Source organism: Nonomuraea pusilla (genome assembly GCF_900109355.1).
GTDB lineage: Bacteria > Actinomycetota > Actinomycetes > Streptosporangiales > Streptosporangiaceae > Nonomuraea > Nonomuraea pusilla.
Map to the genome: position 1 here is coordinate 21,212 of NZ_FOBF01000026.1, position 15,515 is coordinate 36,726.

Consider the following 15,515-nt stretch of genomic DNA (forward strand, 5'->3'; position numbering starts at 1 on the left):
CCGTCAATGTGCGGGGACGTTTCAGTCCGGTGCAACCGAAACCGGGCACGCGGTGTTGGAGCAGACGTGAGTGACACGGATCCGGTGCTGAAGGCGCTGCAGGACGACCTCGACGAGGGGTTCGCCGAGATGTACGCCGCCCACCGCGCCACCGTCTTCTCGGTCGCGCTCCGCCTGGGCGGGAGCTGGGCCGACGCCGAGGACCACACGGCCGAGACGTTCCTGCGCGCCTACCGGGCGCTCACCGGCTACGACCGGGAGCGGCTCGCCGCGCTGCAACCCCGGGCGTGGCTGCTGACCATCCTCATGAACATCTGGCGCAACTGGGTACGGTCCAGGGTCCGCAACCCGCCGCCCGACCTGCGCGACGAGCCGGTCGACGGCGTCTGCCGCCGGGCCGACGTCGAGGCCGCCGCCGAGCTCAGGGAGACCGGCGACGAACTGGCCGGGCTCCTCGGCCGCCTGCCCGAGGAGCAGCGTGCCGCCGTGGTGCTCAGGCACGTCGTCGACCTGCCGGTCGCCGAGATCGCCACCGTACTGAAGATCCCGCAGGGGACCGTCAAGTCGCACGTCTCGCGCGGGCTGCGCCGCCTGCGGACGCTAGGAGGGGCACGATGACCCACGACCCCCGGCTCCCCGGCCAGTCCGAAGCCGCGTGCGGGACCGGGCTGCTCGCCGCGCTGGCCGCGCTCGCCGTCGACGCTCCCGAGGGGCTGATCGACCGGGTGGCGGCCCGCTGGGTGACCGTCCAGGGGCCGCTCGGAGAGCTCCGCGCGGCCTTCACCGACCACGGCGTGGCCTACCTCCGCCCCGAACCACCCGTGCCGCCGGATGAGGCGGCCGATCCCGGCGTCGCGGCAGGCGCCTTCGAGGCGGGGGGCGGAACCGTGGGCGGGTTCGCGGAGGAGTTCAGGCGGCTGGTGGGGCGGCCGCTGCTGCGGGGCGCGCGGCCCCCGGCCGGGCTGGCGCCCGCGCTGCGTACCGGCAGGACGTCCGGCGTTCCCCTGGACCTGCGCGCCTGCGGGGCGTTCGAGCGCGAGGTGCTGCTGGCCGTGCGGTCCGTCCCCCGGGGCGAGATCCGGCCGTACGCGTGGGTGGCGGCCCGCACGGGCAGGCCCGCCGCGGCCGCGCGGGCCGTCGCCGCGGTGCTCGCCCGCAACCCGGTGCCCCTGCTCGTGCCCTGCCACCGGGTGACCGGGGCGGGCGGCGTGCTCGGCACGCACGTGCTGGGGCCGCTGGCGCAGGAGCGCCTGCTGCGCGCCGAGGGCGTGGACCTGGAGCGGGTGCGGGAGCTGGCCGGGCGGCGGGTGTACTACCTGGCGAGCGACACCACCGGGATCGTCTGCCTCCCGACCTGCCACAACGCCCGGCGCATCACGCCCAGTCACCGCCGCGGCTTCCGCAGCGTCGCCCAGGCGCGGGCGGCGGGCTACCGCCCCTGCCGCTCCTGCCACCCGACCCCCGCCTGACGTCCAACCGGCGGACGCGAGGCGGGCGGTCAGGGCCTGGTGGGGTAGCGCATCAGGAGGGTGGCGTGGACGGGGTCGGGGCCGTCGGCGCGGTAGCAGTGCGGGACGTCGGCACGCCATGAGACGTGCTCCCCCGGCCCCGCGGTGCGCGGCGCGTCCAGGGGCCCGGCGCTCAGCGTGCCGCTGAACACAGTGACGTGCTCGGTGACCCCGGCGTGGTGGGCGGGCGAGGTCTGGGTGACCCCCGGCGGGACGCGCATCCGGTACAGCTCGTAGGTGACGTTCTCGTCCTCGAAGACCTCCAGCAGCTCGGCCTCGACGGCGGTGCCGCGCACGGCGCGGGGCTCGGGCGGAGCGTCGAGTATCGCGCCGATGGGCACGCCGAGCTGCGCCGTGATCGCCCAGAGGGTTTCGAGCGTGGGGTTGCGGGTGCCGGTCTCGACGCCCGACAGCGTCGCCTTGCCGATGCCGGCCCGCCGCGCCAGCTCCGACAGCGAGACCCCGGCGGCCTGGCGCAGCCGCCGCACGCGTTCCCCGACGACGCGGGGGTCGGTGTCGAGCGCGGGACGCGGTTCCATACCTGTCATCGTGCCGTACCCGCGTGTCCCCCCGACGCCGTCCGGTGTGTCGGGCCGGGGTTCTCTCATCGCCGGGTTGCGGCTGCGGCGTTCGGGGGCATGACGCTACGATTCAGCAGATGTCCGGATTGTCAGGTGTGCTGGCGGCTTCCCAGCCTGGGTCCACGCCGGCTCAGCGGCTGCCCTCGCCGTTCTCGCTGCCCCTGCACACCCTGCGCCTGCTGGGACGATGCGGGCTCGCGCTCGTGCTGTGGTACTCCGCCGGGCAGGTGGTCAGGTTCGCCCTCCTGTACGGCGCGACGGAGGTGGCGTACGGCGACTTCCGGCCGGTCCGGCTCGTCGCGACGATGACGCTTCTGACGCTCGTGGTGCTGGCCGCGATGACGGTCGTCACGGGCATGCTCCACTCCGTGCGCGGCGCGCTGTGGGAGACGCGCGCCAGGGCCGCGGACGGCACGCCGGCCGAGCCCTTCTTCACCGCCCTCGACCGCGTGGCCCCCGCGTTCGCGGTGCTCTACATGGCGTGGGGCTTCCACGTGGAGGACGCGCGCGCCCTGCAGCAGATGGACCTGTTCCACCACTTCTACGACATGACCGGGGCCGCGCTGTTCGGCGAGAAGAGCCAGGTCGCCCGGAGCCTCACCGACCTCGACTGGCGGGTGTCGCTGGGCACGATGGCCGCGGCGTTCGGGCTGAAGTTCCTGTTCGCCAAGCTCGTGGAGAGGGGCGGCGGCAAGTTCTACGGCTTCGCCTCGGCGTTCTCCGAGTTCGCGTTCGTCTTCTACGGGCTGAACGCGACGGTGGCGTTCGCGGACGCCCGCTCGGAGTGGACGGAGCACCGCGCCGTGGTGGCGGGCACCGAGGAAATGATCAAGAACGCCGAGAAGAGCATTCCCGGCTTCGACGCGGTCACGAGCGCGGTCGGCGAGGTGTGGCCGCTCGTCGTGGACGCCGTCGTGATCCCGCTGGCGTGGCTGACCGTGGCGATGCTCGTCTTCGGCGCCTTCGCGGACGACGCCCGCACCGCGCTGAAGGGCACCGGCCTCGAACGCGGCCTCGACCGCCTGGAGCAGAGCCACGACCTGACGCAGAAGTCGGTCGAGCACGTGACGGGCGGCTTCCAGGAGCGCTGGGTGCCGCTGGTGAACTCGCTCCGCATGACGGTCAAGGGCGGCGCGCCGCTGTTCGGCATGATGTGCCTGTGCTACGTCGCGGTCACCGTCGGCGCCCAGTACGCCGACCGCGCCGTGCGCACGCTGATCGGCTCGCAGGTGGACTGGAGGTGGGTCTACCTGGGCCAGCCGGTGTCGTTCGTGCGCGACCTGCTGGTGACCGTGGTGACGATGGCGCTGCTCGCCGCGACCTTCGACATCGCCGCCACCCGGGCCCGGCTGCGCGGCGAGACGTTCAGCGTCTGAACCTCAGCACCTCGACGTCCGGCTTGGCGGTGCCGCGCTTGAAGAGGTCGTCGGTCGAGGCGTCGGAGCGGTAGGTGCTGGGCCTGAACGACAGCTCCACCTCGCCCGCCACCGCGGCGGGCACCACGGCGACCCCCTGCAGCGGGTACTCCTTGCCCACCTCCATCCGGTCCAGCGGCCGGTCGCCGTCGGCGACCTCGACGACCCAGGCGCGACCGGCCCGGTCCTCCAGCCTCAGGTCGCCCGGCTTCGCGATCATGGTGGCGCTGCCCTCGTCGAGCACCTTCTCCGAGATGTCCACCTGCATCCAGGCGACGTCCGGGCCGTGGTGGTTGCCGGGGGGCGCCTTCATAGGCGCGACCGTCGCCTTCCACTCGATGCCGTACGCCTTGCCGGCCTGCCCCGCCGCCACGACCGTCTCGCGCGTCTCCTTCGACGTCGCCTTGTCGTAGAAGAGGTAGCCGTCGTACGTCCTGGCGCCGACGGCCGCGGCGACGCACAGCACGGCGCCCGCGGCGACCAGCAGGGTGCGGCCGCGCCGCGGGGGCGCCGGAGCGGTCCGCGGCGCCGCCTGCTCCGGCGACGGCGTGGGCGCGGACGGCTCCCCTGCGGCCCCCAGCGGCTCCTGCGGGCCCTGGGGCCAGGGAGCGGCGGCCGGCTGCGGGAGCCCCGGCGGCCGCCCGTGAGCGGCGTGCTGCGGCGCCGGAGGCCGCGGCCGGGACGGCGGCGCGGGGGGAGGGGCCGAGCCCTGCACGACGGGCATCGGCTGCGTGGACTCGCCCGTGCCCTTCCTGCCCGCGGGCGGCCACACCTGCTGGTCGGGGTACTGCCGCGGCTGGGGCCGCGAAACCGGAGGAACCGGCCGTGCCGGCGGGACCGGCCGCGCGGGCGGCGCCGGCCGCGCGGGCGGGGCGGCAGGCGACGGCCCCGGCGACGGCGACGGCGACGGCGACGGCGACGGCGACGGCGGCGACGGCGGTGCGGCGGGCGGGGACGGCTGGGCGGGCGGCGGGGGCGGCCAGGCTCCGCCGTCCCTCGGCTTGTCGGGGCTGGGTGAGAACCAGTCGCGGTCGTCTGTGCTCATGGTCCAATCACTTCTTGGCGAGGGAGTAGACGTCCTGCGGCGCGGCGGCGAGCCTGCGCGCGGCCTCCTCGTCCAGACCGAGGTCGATCTCGACCTCCGGCCGGTACGGCTCCACCACCACCTCGGGAGGCAGGCCGAAGACGACCCTGGCGCCGGGGAGCGCGGACGCGGGGATCTCGAAGAAGAACGAGCCGCTGACCCAGATGTCGGGCTGCACCCATTTACTGGCCAGGGTCTGGAGCGCCTCGACCCGGTCGGTGGCGGCGAACCGCTTGTCGTCGGCGGTCAGCAGGACGGGCTGCCCGAGGTGGTACGGCTTCAGGCTGGACTTGGCCGCGGCGTTGACGACGAGGAAGAGGGCGTCGGTCTCGACGGTCTTGCCGATGCCCGTCCTGACGGCCTTGGCGACGGAGAAGCCGTCCAGGCGCAGGGTGAACCGTCCGGCGTCGACGGTCTCGCCCTTGCCGCCCGCGTACGTGAGCGGCGCGGCGAAGGCGGTCTCGTCCAGGTGCAGCGTCTGGAGCCCGACGGCGCCTCCGGCGAGGAGCAGGCCGAGCGCGGCGTTGAGCAGCCGTGAGCCGCCGCCGGGGCGCCCGTCCTTCCTGCGGCGCCGCGCGGCCCTGGAGTCGTCGGTCTCCGCTTCCGCCCTCGTGCCGGGCTGGGCGGCGGTCACGCCGCGCCGCCCTGGACGGGGAGCGTCACGCGGGCCTTGATCTCGGGGACGAACCTGTCACCCGACTCGGTGGCGATCATGCGCCAGTTCTCGGACGGGTCGTTGAAGCCGGCCGTGAACTCGAACCCCGCGACGTCCAACGTCATCTTCTCCGGTGGCCGCTGGCCTTCCTCGAGCTCATAGCGGACGATGACGGTGGTCTTGACGCCCGGGTGGAGCTGCCGGCTCTCGCCGCCCTTGGCGACGGCGAAGACGAACGGCCCCGCCTCCGCGGGAAACGTGGGCGTGATCTTCACGAAGGAGTCGGCGAAGGTGGTGCCCAGGTAGGCCTGCTCCGGCTTGCCCGGCGGCATCCCGACGGGGGTCGTGTCGTCCCCGCGGTTGGTGACGTCGAAGACCAGCTCCACGAACCGTTTCTCCTCGTCGAACTGCGACGCGGCCGGCACGACCCTGACCCGGGACTCCACGAAGCGGGTGGAGTAGCGCCCCTGGTCGAGCACGGCTCCCTTGCCTAGTCGCGGGGGGTCGTCGGGAACCTCGTTGAGACCGCCGAGGAGGGCGGCGATGCCGACGGCCGTGATCAACACCAGGGCCAGCGCGGGCACCACGACCGGACGTCGGGGTTTGGAGCTGCCGCCGGAGGGTTCCGTCATGAAAAAGGATGGTAATAGGTCACCTTTGCCTCAACTGCCGCAATCCTCCCATCCGCCTGGTCGAATTGCCGAGAACCCTGCCGCTACAGGGGGTGTAGCTCATACGCTGTCGTGGAGCGGAGGGCTCTCCCTACTAACGACATATCGCCCGGAGGGTCACGTGGCGGACGTGCATCCCGAGCATGCGCAGCTCCAGGCGGACCGCATCTACCTGGGCTGGCAGTACATCCTGCTCAACCCCGATCCCGGGCCACCGCCGAAACGTCCCTCGCCGGCCGAGGAGCCCGCGCCGCCCGCGTCCGACCCGGCCGAGCAGGAGCGGCTGCGGCGCAAGCGGCTCCAGGAGGACATGCTCAACCAGCCGGTCCGCACGATCCGCGCCTTCGCGCTGCTGCTCAGCGCGCTGGTGCTCGTCCTCGCCGCCGCCGGCTACCTGCAGTGGCGCTTCGCGCTGGTCGGGCTGGTGGCGGCAGGCGGCGTGGCGGGCATCTGCAGCTACGCGATCATGCAGGGCAACCGCGCGGTCAAGTACCGCGCGCTGGAGCAGCAGGCGCGCGACGACCGCCAGCGCAGGGAGCGCGACAAGGAGCTGTACCGCGCGCAGGAGGAGCACGCGCAGCGCTACCGGGAGTGGCAGGAGCTGAAGGACCGCCACGACCGGCAGCTCACCTGGTACGCCGTCGCCGTGCCCGACGAGATCGACCGCATCGACGTCGCGGGCGGCACGCTGCCCGGCTGGTCGGCGCTCGTCACCCTGATCGGCGCCACCCGGCTCTACAGCGGCGGCCACCTGACGGTGCTCGACCTGTCCGAGGGCGCCATCGCCAAGGACCTCATCGAGCTCGCCCGCAAGGGCGGCGACGACCCGCTCGTCTGGGTGCTGCCCGTGGACCTGCCCAAGCTCGACCTCGGCGCCACGCTCAAGCCCGAGGCGTTCGCGGACGTCCTCGCGCACGTCGTCAGCGTGAGCGAGGAGCACCCCACCACCCGCGACCTCAGCTTCGACAACGCCATCCTGGAGCGGGTGCTGGAGGTGCTGGGCGAGAACGCCACGATCAGGCAGGTGACCGCGGCGCTGCGGGCGCTCGCCCAGGTGGGCGACCCGCGCGACGACCTGCGCTACGGCCTGATCACCGCCACCCAGCTCGAACGCATCGGCACCCTGTTCGGCCGCGGCGTGAGCGACAGGGTGGTGATCGAGCGCGCCTGGGCGCTCGAGTCGCAGCTGCGCAAGCTGGAGACGCTCGGCACGCAGGCCGTGCGGCTGCCCCCTGCCAGGCTCAGGGTGGTGAGCATGGACCGCCAGGCCGGGGTGTTCGGCAACCGGGTGCTCGGCACGTACGTGGCCACCGCGCTCACACACATCCTGCGCCAGTCGCCCGCCTCCGACAGGCCCTGGTACCACACCATCATCGTGGCGGGCGCGGAGAAGCTCAGGGGCGACGTGCTCGACCGGCTGATGGACGCCTGCGAGACGTCCAGGACGGGGCTGGTCCTGACCTACCGGTCGCTGACCCCCACGGTGCGCGAGCGGCTCGGCAGGGGGCACGCGGCGGTCGCGTTCATGCGGCTGGGCAACGCCGAGGACGCCAGGGTCGCCAGCGAGCACGTCGGCACCGAGCACCGGCTCGAACTGGCCCAGCTCACCGAGACGATCAGCGACTCGCTCCCGGGGCTCGACGGCGGCTACACCTCCACGATCTCCCAGGTGGACGACGCCAGGGAGGAGCGCGGGCAGAGCCCGCACGACCTGGCCGAGGACATCACCGAGTCCACCGAGTGGGGCAGGACCGCCGACAAGATCTCGGAGAAGGAGCGGGTGCTCCAGCGCTCGCGCGAGTTCCTCGTCGAGCCGCACCAGCTCCAGCAGCTCCCCACGACCTCCGTGATCGTCACGGACGCCACCGCCGAGGGCCGCAGGGTCCGCCTGGCCGACGCCAACCCCGCGATCCTCACCTTCCCCAAGACCACCCTCGGCGAGCTGGAGGACGTCCGCGACGCCGTCCTCGCGCCGCCGGAGGAGGACGGCGACGGGCAGGAGCCCCCGCCCAACCTGGGGCCGCCGCCCCCGCGCCTCGACTGGCGAAAGGGGAGGCAATGACAGGCAATGAGATGGTCAAGTTCGGGGCAACGGGCTGACGGTCGGCGGGACTTTACTGAGAACCGTCTGTGGGGGGAAGACATGCAACCCAGCGTCGCCCTGAGCGGGCCCTGGTACCGGATCCAGTCGATCGCCGCACCCTCGCGCAGCTCGTCGGCGGAGTGGGATTTCGTCACGGTGCTGCCCGCCGCGCTGTCGGCGGCCCAGCGGGGCCGGCCGTTCGTCATCGGCTGGCTGTCACGCGGATCGGGCGCGCCGCTGGAGCTGATCACGAACGCCGGGCCGCTGACGCCGCCGCGCCAGCCGCGCAGGGGCAGCGGCGACGCGCAGGGCTCCTCGTACGGGCCGCAGCCGCTGCTGTTCCCCGGCGGGGCCCGCGGCGTCCAGCTCGACGACGGATACCTCGCCGACCTCGACGACCTGGTCTGGACGCCCTGCCCCGGGCGTCAGGCGCCGCCCCTCGGCGGCCGGCGCGAGTCCGACCTCGACCCCGACGAGCTGAAGCGGCCCACGCTGTTCGAGTCCACGCTGGTCACGCTCATGTCGCGGCCGTTCGCCTGGCTGGTGGTGGCCGAGCCCACCGACCTGCTCGACGCCGAGGTGGCCCACCTGCGTACCCAGCTCAACGTGCTCAGGCAGTACGGCGACGCCTCCGAGCGCTCCCGCTTCGACGCTGAGCGGGCCGAGCGGCGCATGCAGGAGCTCGACGCGTTCCGCGAGGCGGGGCTGTGGAACGTGCGGGTGCTGGCGGGGGCCGCCACCGCCGACGAGCTGCGGCAGATCGCCCCCGTGCTGGTCGGGTCCGTCGAGATGAGCCATCACCCGTACCGGCTGCGCAGCGCGCAGGGGGCGGCGTACCCGCTGCCCGACGCGCTGGCGATCGGCATGCAGGACCCCGCCGACGGCGCGGCGGCGCCGTTCGCCGCCACGGCGGGCGCGCTCGCCGCGCTGGCCGGGCTGCCGCGCCGCGAGGTGCCCGGCGTGCGGGTGCTCGACTCGGGCTTCTTCGACGTGACGTCCGAGGCCGACGGCGGCGAGCTGGAGCTGGGCGAGATCCTCGACGGCCAGGACCGCGGCGTCGGCACGTTCCGGGTGCCGCTCGCCACGCTGAACAGGCACGCGTTCGTCACGGGAGCCACCGGCTCGGGCAAGTCGCAGACCGTGCGGCACCTGCTGGAGCAGCTCAGCAGGGCGCGCATCCCGTGGCTGGCGATCGAGCCGGCGAAGTCCGAGTACGCCGCCATGGGCGGCCGCATCGACCCGCTGGCCCCCGTCACCGTGATCAACCCGTCGGCGCCCTCGGGCGTGCCGTTCAGCATCAACCCGCTCGAACCGGAGCCCGGCTACCCGGTGCAGGCGCACATCGACATGGTGCGGGCGCTGTTCATGGCCGCGTTCGACGCCGAGGAGCCGTTCCCGCAGATCATGTCGCTGGCGTTGCAGCGCGTCTACGAGGCCACCGGCTGGGACGTCGTCACCGGCGGCGCCGTGCCCGGCTCCACCGTGCCGCCGAGCGTCCCCACGCTCGAACAGCTCCAGCAGCAGGCCATGGACGTCATCAAGGAGATCGGCTACGGCCGCGAGGTGCAGGCCGACGTCGAGGGGTTCATCTCGCTACGGCTGCGCTCGCTGCGGGTCGGCTCGGCGGGCCGCTTCTTCGAGGGCGGCCACCCGGCCGACATCGGCGGACTGCTCGAACGCAACGTGGTCCTCGCGATCGAGGACGTCGCCAACGACGAGGACAAGGCGTTCCTCATGGGCACCCTGATCATCAGGATCGTGGAGCACCTGCGGATGCGGGCCCGGCGGGAGAGGTCGTCCGGGCTGCGGCACGTCATCGTCATCGAGGAGGCGCACCGGCTGCTGCGCGACCGCGGCACCGGGCGGGCCTCCACGCACGCGGTGGAGCTGCTCGCCGGCATGCTGGCCGAGATCAGGGCGTACGGCGAGGGGCTGGTGGTGGCCGAGCAGATCCCGACGAAGCTCGTGCCCGACGTGGTGAAGAACACCGCGCTGAAGGTCGTCCACCGGCTGCCCGCCGAGGACGACAGGAGGCTCGTCGGCGCGGCCATGAACCTCAGCGACGAGCAGTCGCGGCACGTCGTGTCGCTGCAGCCGGGCTGCGCGGCCGTGTTCGCCGACGGCATGGACCGGCCGCTGCGGGTGCGGGTGCCGCTGGGCGAGTCGCGGGAGAAGGTGCTGCCGGGCCCGCCGCCGCCCATCAGGGGCCGCAGGTCGGCGGCGTGCGGGGCGCAGTGCCGCACGGGGCAGGCGTGCACGCTGGTCGAGCTGCGCGAGGCCGACGTGCTCGCCGGCGGCCCCGACTGGGCGTGGCTGCGCATCTGGTGCGACGCGGTGGTGCTGGCGTTCGTGGCGAACCGGCCGCTGCCGGGCGTGCCGCGCCCGCTGGCCGCCGCCTGGGCCGAGCTGCCGGCCCGCCGCAGGGAGTGCCTGCTCGCCACCCTCGTCGAGCGGTCGGTGCAGCGGCGCGCCTGGGCGCTGCGCAGCTGGTTCGACCCGGCGCTGCTGACGGAGCAGGCCGCGGAGACCGCCTCCCGCCTGCTCGCCGGGCATGAGGGCGGCGGAGAGCGGCCCGGCCCCGCCTGGGTCATCCCGCAGGTGCGCTGGCTGCACGAGGTGGACAGGCTCTTCCCTTACGGGCGGCCCGCACCCGACCTGCGCAGCCCCGCCCCGCCCATGGAGTACGCGCTGCTGCCGGCCCGGAACGGCGACGGGCGTCCCTCCTCCCAGGCGGCGCAGGGCGAGGAACTGCTGGGCCACCGGGCCAAGGCGCTGCGGCACCACCCGCTGTCGATGGAGATGGAGCACAACAGGGAGCTGGCCTGGCGGGCGATCCTCGGCGACGACGAGAACGAGGGCGTCCAGCGCGACGTCGTCAACGTGGCGATCGGCGTGGAGGCGAAGACCAGGCTGCGGCACGTCGGGCAGACGATGGGCGCGGCCTGGCTGGAGGGGGTGCTGTCCTGGCCGCGCCGGTTCGTGCTGCCGTTCGACCAGGAAGGCGCCCCGGGGATCGCCTTCGCCGAAGCCCCGTGAGCCCCTGGTCGGCGCAGGTCACGCCCGGCCCGCCGCTCCCGGCGGTCTCCGGCACGGCCTTCCGCCAGGGCCGCGTTTTCGTGTGCGTCTGCAGAGCAAGGCCCGACGGCGACTAGGATCCATGGGCATGACCCAGCTTCCTCTGCGGGCTCAGCTTGCCAGTGCCCTGGGCCGCAGTGCCGCCACGCTGTCCAGGATGACCGGGCGCGGCGATGGTTCGGTGATCGGCGGGCGGGTCGGCCTGCTCCTCGAACCCGACCTGCTGCGCAAGCTGGCACGCGACCGCAAGCTGGCCCTGGTCAGCGCCACGAACGGCAAGACCACCACCACCCGGCTGATCACCTCCGCCCTGCTGGAGCTGGGCGAGGTCGCCACCAACGCGTTCGGCGCGAACATGCCCGCTGGGCACGTCTCGGCGCTGTCCCAGCACAAGAGCGCCCCGTACGGCGTGCTGGAGGTCGACGAGAAGTACCTCCCCGAGGTCCTCGACACCACCGGCGCGGGCGTCGTCTGCCTGATGAACCTGAGCCGCGACCAGATGGACCGCGCGGGGGAGATCTGGCTGCTGGCGCAGAAGTGGCGCAGGGCGCTGTCGGGCCGGCCCACGCACGTCATCGCCAACTGCGACGACCCGCTCGTCACCTGGGGCGCCTCCACGGCCGCGCAGGTCACCTGGGTCGCCGGGGGCCAGCGCTGGAAGGAGGACTCCTGGTGCTGCCCCGAGTGCGGCGGCCCGCTCGACCGCAAGGACGCCGCCTGGGCGTGCAGGGAGTGCACCTTCCACCGGCCCGAGCCGCACTGGGTCCTGCACGACGACGTGGTCGTCGATCCGCGCGGGCGGCAGTGGCGGGTCGACATCCAGCTCCCCGGCCTGGCCAACCGCTCCAACGCGGTGATGGCGCTGGCCGTCGCCGAGGCGTTCGGCCTGCCCGTCGAGCGGGCGCTGCCCCGTCTGGGTCAGGTCACCTCCGTCGCGGGCCGCTACACCACGGTCGAGCGTGACGGGCGCTACGCCAGGCTGCTGCTGGCCAAGAACCCCGCCGGGTGGCTGGAGGCGTTCGACGTCGCCGACCCGGGCCTGCCCATCATCCTGTCGGTCAACGCCCAGGGCCCCGACGGCCGCGACACGTCCTGGCTGTGGGATGTCGACTACCGCATCCTGCGCGGGCGTCCCGTCTTCGTCACCGGTGAGCGCCGCCTCGACCTGGCGCTGCGGCTCGACGTCGCCGACGTGCCGTTCACGCTGTGTGCCTCGTTCGGCGAGGCGCTGGCCATGCAGCCCCCCGGCCGGCTCGACGTGATCGCCAACTACACCGCCTTCCAGCAGATCCGATCGGAGTTCGGCCGTGCCGAGTGACAGCGCCCTGCGCATCGTCTGGATCTACCCCGACCTGCTGAGCACGTACGGCGACCAGGGCAACGTGCTGGTCCTGGAGCAGCGGGCGCAGCGGCGGGGCATCCCGACGGAGACCTACCACGTCCGCTCGGCCGACCCGGTGCCCGAGGGCGGCGACGTCTACCTCATCGGCGGCGGCGAGGACCGGCCGCAGATCCTCGCGGCCCAGCGGCTGCGCAGGGACGGCGGGCTCCACCGCGCCGTCGCGAGGGGCGCGGCGCTGCTGGCGGTGTGCGCGGGCTACCAGATCATGGGCACGACGTTCGGCGGCGAGGAGGGGCAGCCCGTCGAGGGGCTCGGCATCCTCGACATCGCCAGCTCCCGCGGCCCGGCGCGCGCCGTGGGCGAGCTGGTGGCCGAGGTTGACGTCGCGCTCAACCTGCCGACGCTCACCGGCTTCGAGAACCACATGGGCGTCACCCACCTCGGGCCGGGCGTGAAGGCGCTGTCGAAGACGGTCGTGGGCGTGGGCAACGGCGACGGCTTCGAGGGCTGCTACGCGGGGCACGTCGTCGGCACGTACCTGCACGGGCCCGCGCTGGCCCGCAACCCGGCGCTGGCCGACCTGCTGCTGTCGTGGCGGGTGGGCGAGCTGCCCCCGCTCGACGACTCCCGCTACGAGGCGCTGCGCCAGGAGCGCCTGGCCGCCGTCCTGCCGGCCTAGAGACCTCGTAGAGCTCCCCGGCCCCGGCGGGGCCGGGGCCCGGGTCAGGCGCGGGTGGCGGCGAAGCCGTCGAGCACCTTGCCGAGCCCGTAGTCGAACCCCTCGTCGCGGGTGCGCTGGGGGTCGTGGTCGACGCCGGCCGCGTACAGCCTGCTCAGCCGCGGGTACGGCTTCATGGCCTCCTGCGCGATGGGCCACAGCCGCTCGAACCAGTCCTGGTCGGTCTGGCCCCTGCGGGCCAGCATCGTCACCCAGGCCGCCTCGCTGATGGTCACGCCGGTGACGTACGCGAGCACCGTGCTCATGACGGCGTTGCCCTCGCCGAGGGAGAACCCGGCCGCCTCGTACACGCCGAGCATCTGGTCGGTGATGCGCATGAGATTGGGGCCGAGGTACGACATGCCGGCGGCGCCGAGCACGGACGCGATCCACGGGTGCCGCAGGATCATCGCGCGCACGCTGTGGGCGAAGGCGACGGTCGCCTCCCGCCACTGGCCGGGCTCGGTGGGGGGCGGCGGCACGTCCAGCTCGCCGTAGATCTCGTCGGCCACCAGTTCGAGCAGTTCGTCCTTGCTGGCGACGTGCCGGTAGAGCGAGGTGGCCCCGGCGTTCAGCCGCTTGCCGAGGTTGCGCATGCTGAGCGCTTCGAGGCCCTCGGTGTCGAGCAGCCGCACCGCTGCGGCGACGATCTGCTCCTGGCTCAGCGACTGCTGCTCCCGCCGCCCCCTGTCGAGGCGGGCCCACACGGACGGTACCTGCTGCTCGTCTGCCGTCATCGTGCCTCCTCCGTTCTGCCGTCCCCAGCCTAGCGCACACTGTACCTCGTTGCGCACACTGTTCCTCGATGCGTACAGTGTTCGCAAGAAGCGCACGCCGTGCGCGTCAGGTGGAGAGGGATAGGCGATGAACCGTCATCCGCGACGCTGGCTCATCCTCGTCGTGCTCTGTCTCAGCACGCTCGTGCTGGTCATCGACAACATGGCGCTGAACGTGGCCATACCGACGCTCACCGAGGAGCTCGGGGCGAGCGCGCAGGACATCCAGTGGATCCTGGACTCCTACATCCTGGTCTTCGCGGGCCTGCTGCTCACCGCCGGCAGCCTCTCGGACCGCTTCGGCCGCCGCCGGGTGATGATCATCGGCCTGGTGCTCTTCGGAGCCGCCTCGCTGGCGGCCACGCTCGTCACCACCCCCGAGCTGCTCATCGCCGCACGCACCCTCATGGGCGTCGGCGGCGCGCTCATCATGCCGAGCACGCTGTCGATCCTCATCACCGTCTTCGAGGAGGACGAGCGCCGCTCCGCCATGGCGGCGTGGAGCGTCGTCGCCATGGTGGGCCTGGTCGGCGGACCGGTCGCCGGCGGGCTGCTGATCGCCCAGTGGTGGTGGGGCGCGGTCTTCCTCATCAACGTGCCCATCGCGATCCTGGCCGTCGTCGCCGCGCTGGCGCTCATGCCGGAGTCCAAGGGGCCGTGGCGCAAGCCCGACCCGGTCGGCGCGCTGCTGTCGACGGTCGGCATGGTCGCACTCGTCTGGACCATCATCGAACTGCCGAGGAACGGCCTGACCCACCCCGCCACGCTCGCGGGAGCCGCCGTGACCGTCGTCGCGCTGGGCGGGTTCGTGGTGTGGGAGCTGCGCACGCCGTCCCCGATGGTCCCTCTCGGCCTGTTCCGCGACAGGAACTTCACGGGGGGCAGCGTCTCCCTCACCCTGGTGGAGATCGCCAACGGCGGCCTGCTGCTCGGCGCCACCCAGTACCTGCAGTTCGTCCTCGGCTACACCCCGGCCCAGACCGGCCTGGCCTTCATCCCGATCGCCGTGGCCGCGCTCGCGTTCAACGCCGTCGGCGCCACCCTCGGCAGGAAGATGGGCAACCGGCCCATGGCGGTGACGGGCATGCTCCTCGTCGCGGCCGGGTTCGGCGTGCTCACCACCCTCTCGCCCGGCGACGGCTACTGGGTCATGGGCGTCGCGCTGGCCCTGATGGGCGCCGGCAGCGGCCTGGCGGCGCCCGCGGCGATCGCCGCGATCATGGGCGCCGTGCCCGCCGAGCACGCCGGCGTCGGCTCCGCGCTGAACGACACCATCCAGCAGGCGGGGGCGGCACTCGGCGTGGCCGCCATCGGCAGCGTCCTGTCGGCGGCCTTCACCGGCGCCATGCCGGAGAGCGCGCCCGAGCAGGCCCGCCAGTCGATCGGCGACGCCATCGCCGTGGCCGGCGCGACCGGCGACGCCGGGCTGGCCCACGCCGCCCGCGACGCCTTCACCACCGCGATGGCCTCCGGCTTCCTCGTGGGCGCGGCCGGCGTCCTCGCCGCCGCCGTGGTCGCCGTCCTCCTGCTGCGCGACCGCCGCCCCGAGCCGGCCCCCGCCGAGCCCGTCGCCGCCCACCTCTGAACCGCCACCTGCGAGAGGAACC

Annotated in this window: 13 protein-coding genes; 8 read left to right on the forward strand and 5 right to left on the reverse strand. The window is 73.5% G+C overall.

The genetic code is table 11. The features are described from left to right. The first annotated feature begins 66 nt into the window (after positions 1-66). Together BMX74_RS36965 and BMX74_RS36970 are read left to right on the forward strand one after the other, a co-directional pair. Complete coding sequence (locus BMX74_RS36965; protein WP_236714857.1) at positions 67-618, forward strand: RNA polymerase sigma factor; 552 nt, start codon at positions 67-69, stop codon at positions 616-618. Then, positions 615-1,469: a methylated-DNA--[protein]-cysteine S-methyltransferase gene (locus BMX74_RS36970; protein WP_091105157.1), complete on the forward strand. Its 855-nt coding sequence runs from the start codon at positions 615-617 to the stop codon at positions 1,467-1,469. Before BMX74_RS36965 ends, BMX74_RS36970 begins: the two co-directional genes overlap by 4 nt. 29 nt (positions 1,470-1,498) lie before the next feature. On the opposite strand, the gene BMX74_RS36975 is transcribed toward BMX74_RS36970, so the two are convergent. After that, positions 1,499-2,047 carry a helix-turn-helix domain-containing protein gene (locus BMX74_RS36975; RefSeq protein WP_091105159.1) on the reverse strand — a complete coding sequence of 183 codons (549 nt, stop codon included), beginning with the start codon at positions 2,045-2,047 and terminating at the stop codon, positions 1,499-1,501. Positions 2,048-2,166: 119 nt separating this feature from the next. On the opposite strand from BMX74_RS36975, the gene BMX74_RS36980 reads away from it, so the two are divergent. After that, positions 2,167-3,465, forward strand: coding sequence for a hypothetical protein (locus BMX74_RS36980; RefSeq protein ID WP_143078905.1), 1,299 nt, complete (start codon positions 2,167-2,169; stop codon positions 3,463-3,465). On the opposite strand, the gene BMX74_RS36985 is transcribed toward BMX74_RS36980, so the two are convergent. Genes BMX74_RS36985 through BMX74_RS36995 form a run of 3 tightly spaced genes read right to left on the reverse strand, consistent with a single transcriptional unit; the run spans position 3,455 to position 5,875 of the window. Next, positions 3,455-4,549: a hypothetical protein gene (locus tag BMX74_RS36985; RefSeq protein WP_143078906.1), complete on the reverse strand. Its 1,095-nt coding sequence runs from the start codon at positions 4,547-4,549 to the stop codon at positions 3,455-3,457. The two genes, BMX74_RS36980 and BMX74_RS36985, sit on opposite strands and share 11 nt — an antisense overlap. 7 nt (positions 4,550-4,556) lie before the next feature. After that, on the reverse strand, positions 4,557-5,222 hold the full coding sequence (locus BMX74_RS36990) for a hypothetical protein (RefSeq protein ID WP_091105162.1): 666 nt from the start codon (positions 5,220-5,222) through the stop codon (positions 4,557-4,559). After that, positions 5,219-5,875, reverse strand: coding sequence for a hypothetical protein (locus BMX74_RS36995; RefSeq protein WP_055504960.1), 657 nt, complete (start codon positions 5,873-5,875; stop codon positions 5,219-5,221). Before BMX74_RS36995 ends, BMX74_RS36990 begins: the two co-directional genes overlap by 4 nt. A gap of 169 nt (positions 5,876-6,044) precedes the next feature. On the opposite strand from BMX74_RS36995, the gene BMX74_RS37000 reads away from it, so the two are divergent. The 4 genes from BMX74_RS37000 to BMX74_RS37015 all read left to right on the forward strand — a co-directional run bounded on the left by BMX74_RS37000 (position 6,045) and on the right by BMX74_RS37015 (position 13,093). Next, the gene (locus tag BMX74_RS37000; protein ID WP_201784662.1) at positions 6,045-7,976 is read left to right on the forward strand and encodes a hypothetical protein; all 1,932 of its coding nucleotides are present in this window, start codon (positions 6,045-6,047) and stop codon (positions 7,974-7,976) included. Positions 7,977-8,057: 81 nt separating this feature from the next. Beyond that, positions 8,058-11,033, forward strand: a complete 2,976-nt coding sequence (locus tag BMX74_RS37005) for an ATP-binding protein (protein WP_091105164.1) — start codon at positions 8,058-8,060, stop codon at positions 11,031-11,033. Between the two features lie 127 nt (positions 11,034-11,160). Next, on the forward strand, positions 11,161-12,390 hold the full coding sequence (locus tag BMX74_RS37010) for a MurT ligase domain-containing protein (RefSeq protein WP_082535165.1): 1,230 nt from the start codon (positions 11,161-11,163) through the stop codon (positions 12,388-12,390). Continuing rightward, positions 12,380-13,093: a type 1 glutamine amidotransferase gene (locus BMX74_RS37015; protein WP_055504964.1), complete on the forward strand. Its 714-nt coding sequence runs from the start codon at positions 12,380-12,382 to the stop codon at positions 13,091-13,093. The genes BMX74_RS37010 and BMX74_RS37015 overlap by 11 nt, the downstream gene beginning before the upstream one ends. Before the next feature lie 44 nt (positions 13,094-13,137). Here BMX74_RS37015 and BMX74_RS37020 read toward each other — a convergent pair whose 3' ends face one another. Beyond that, a complete protein-coding gene (locus tag BMX74_RS37020) occupies positions 13,138-13,869 on the reverse strand; it encodes a TetR/AcrR family transcriptional regulator (protein ID WP_055504965.1) in 732 nt (243 codons plus the stop codon). A 127-nt stretch (positions 13,870-13,996) separates the two neighbouring features. Between BMX74_RS37020 and BMX74_RS37025 the strand changes: the two genes are divergently transcribed. Beyond that, entirely contained in the window at positions 13,997-15,493 is a 1,497-nt protein-coding gene (locus BMX74_RS37025; protein ID WP_091105165.1) for an MFS transporter, read from the forward strand. The last annotated feature ends 22 nt before the right edge of the window (positions 15,494-15,515 follow it).

Bases quoted from the DNA above. Each gene is read 5' to 3' on its own strand.
- BMX74_RS36985 (WP_143078906.1), bottom strand. From the start codon at position 4,549: ATGAGCACAGACGACCGCGACTGGTTCTCACCCAGCCCCGACAAGCCG.
- BMX74_RS36970 (WP_091105157.1), top strand. From the start codon at position 615: ATGACCCACGACCCCCGGCTCCCCGGCCAGTCCGAAGCCGCGTGCGGG.
- BMX74_RS37005 (WP_091105164.1), top strand. From the start codon at position 8,058: ATGCAACCCAGCGTCGCCCTGAGCGGGCCCTGGTACCGGATCCAGTCG.
- BMX74_RS36995 (WP_055504960.1), bottom strand. From the start codon at position 5,875: ATGACGGAACCCTCCGGCGGCAGCTCCAAACCCCGACGTCCGGTCGTG.
- BMX74_RS36980 (WP_143078905.1), top strand. From the start codon at position 2,167: ATGTCCGGATTGTCAGGTGTGCTGGCGGCTTCCCAGCCTGGGTCCACG.
- BMX74_RS36975 (WP_091105159.1), bottom strand. From the start codon at position 2,047: ATGGAACCGCGTCCCGCGCTCGACACCGACCCCCGCGTCGTCGGGGAA.
- BMX74_RS37010 (WP_082535165.1), top strand. From the start codon at position 11,161: ATGACCCAGCTTCCTCTGCGGGCTCAGCTTGCCAGTGCCCTGGGCCGC.
- BMX74_RS37025 (WP_091105165.1), top strand. From the start codon at position 13,997: ATGAACCGTCATCCGCGACGCTGGCTCATCCTCGTCGTGCTCTGTCTC.
- BMX74_RS37020 (WP_055504965.1), bottom strand. From the start codon at position 13,869: ATGACGGCAGACGAGCAGCAGGTACCGTCCGTGTGGGCCCGCCTCGAC.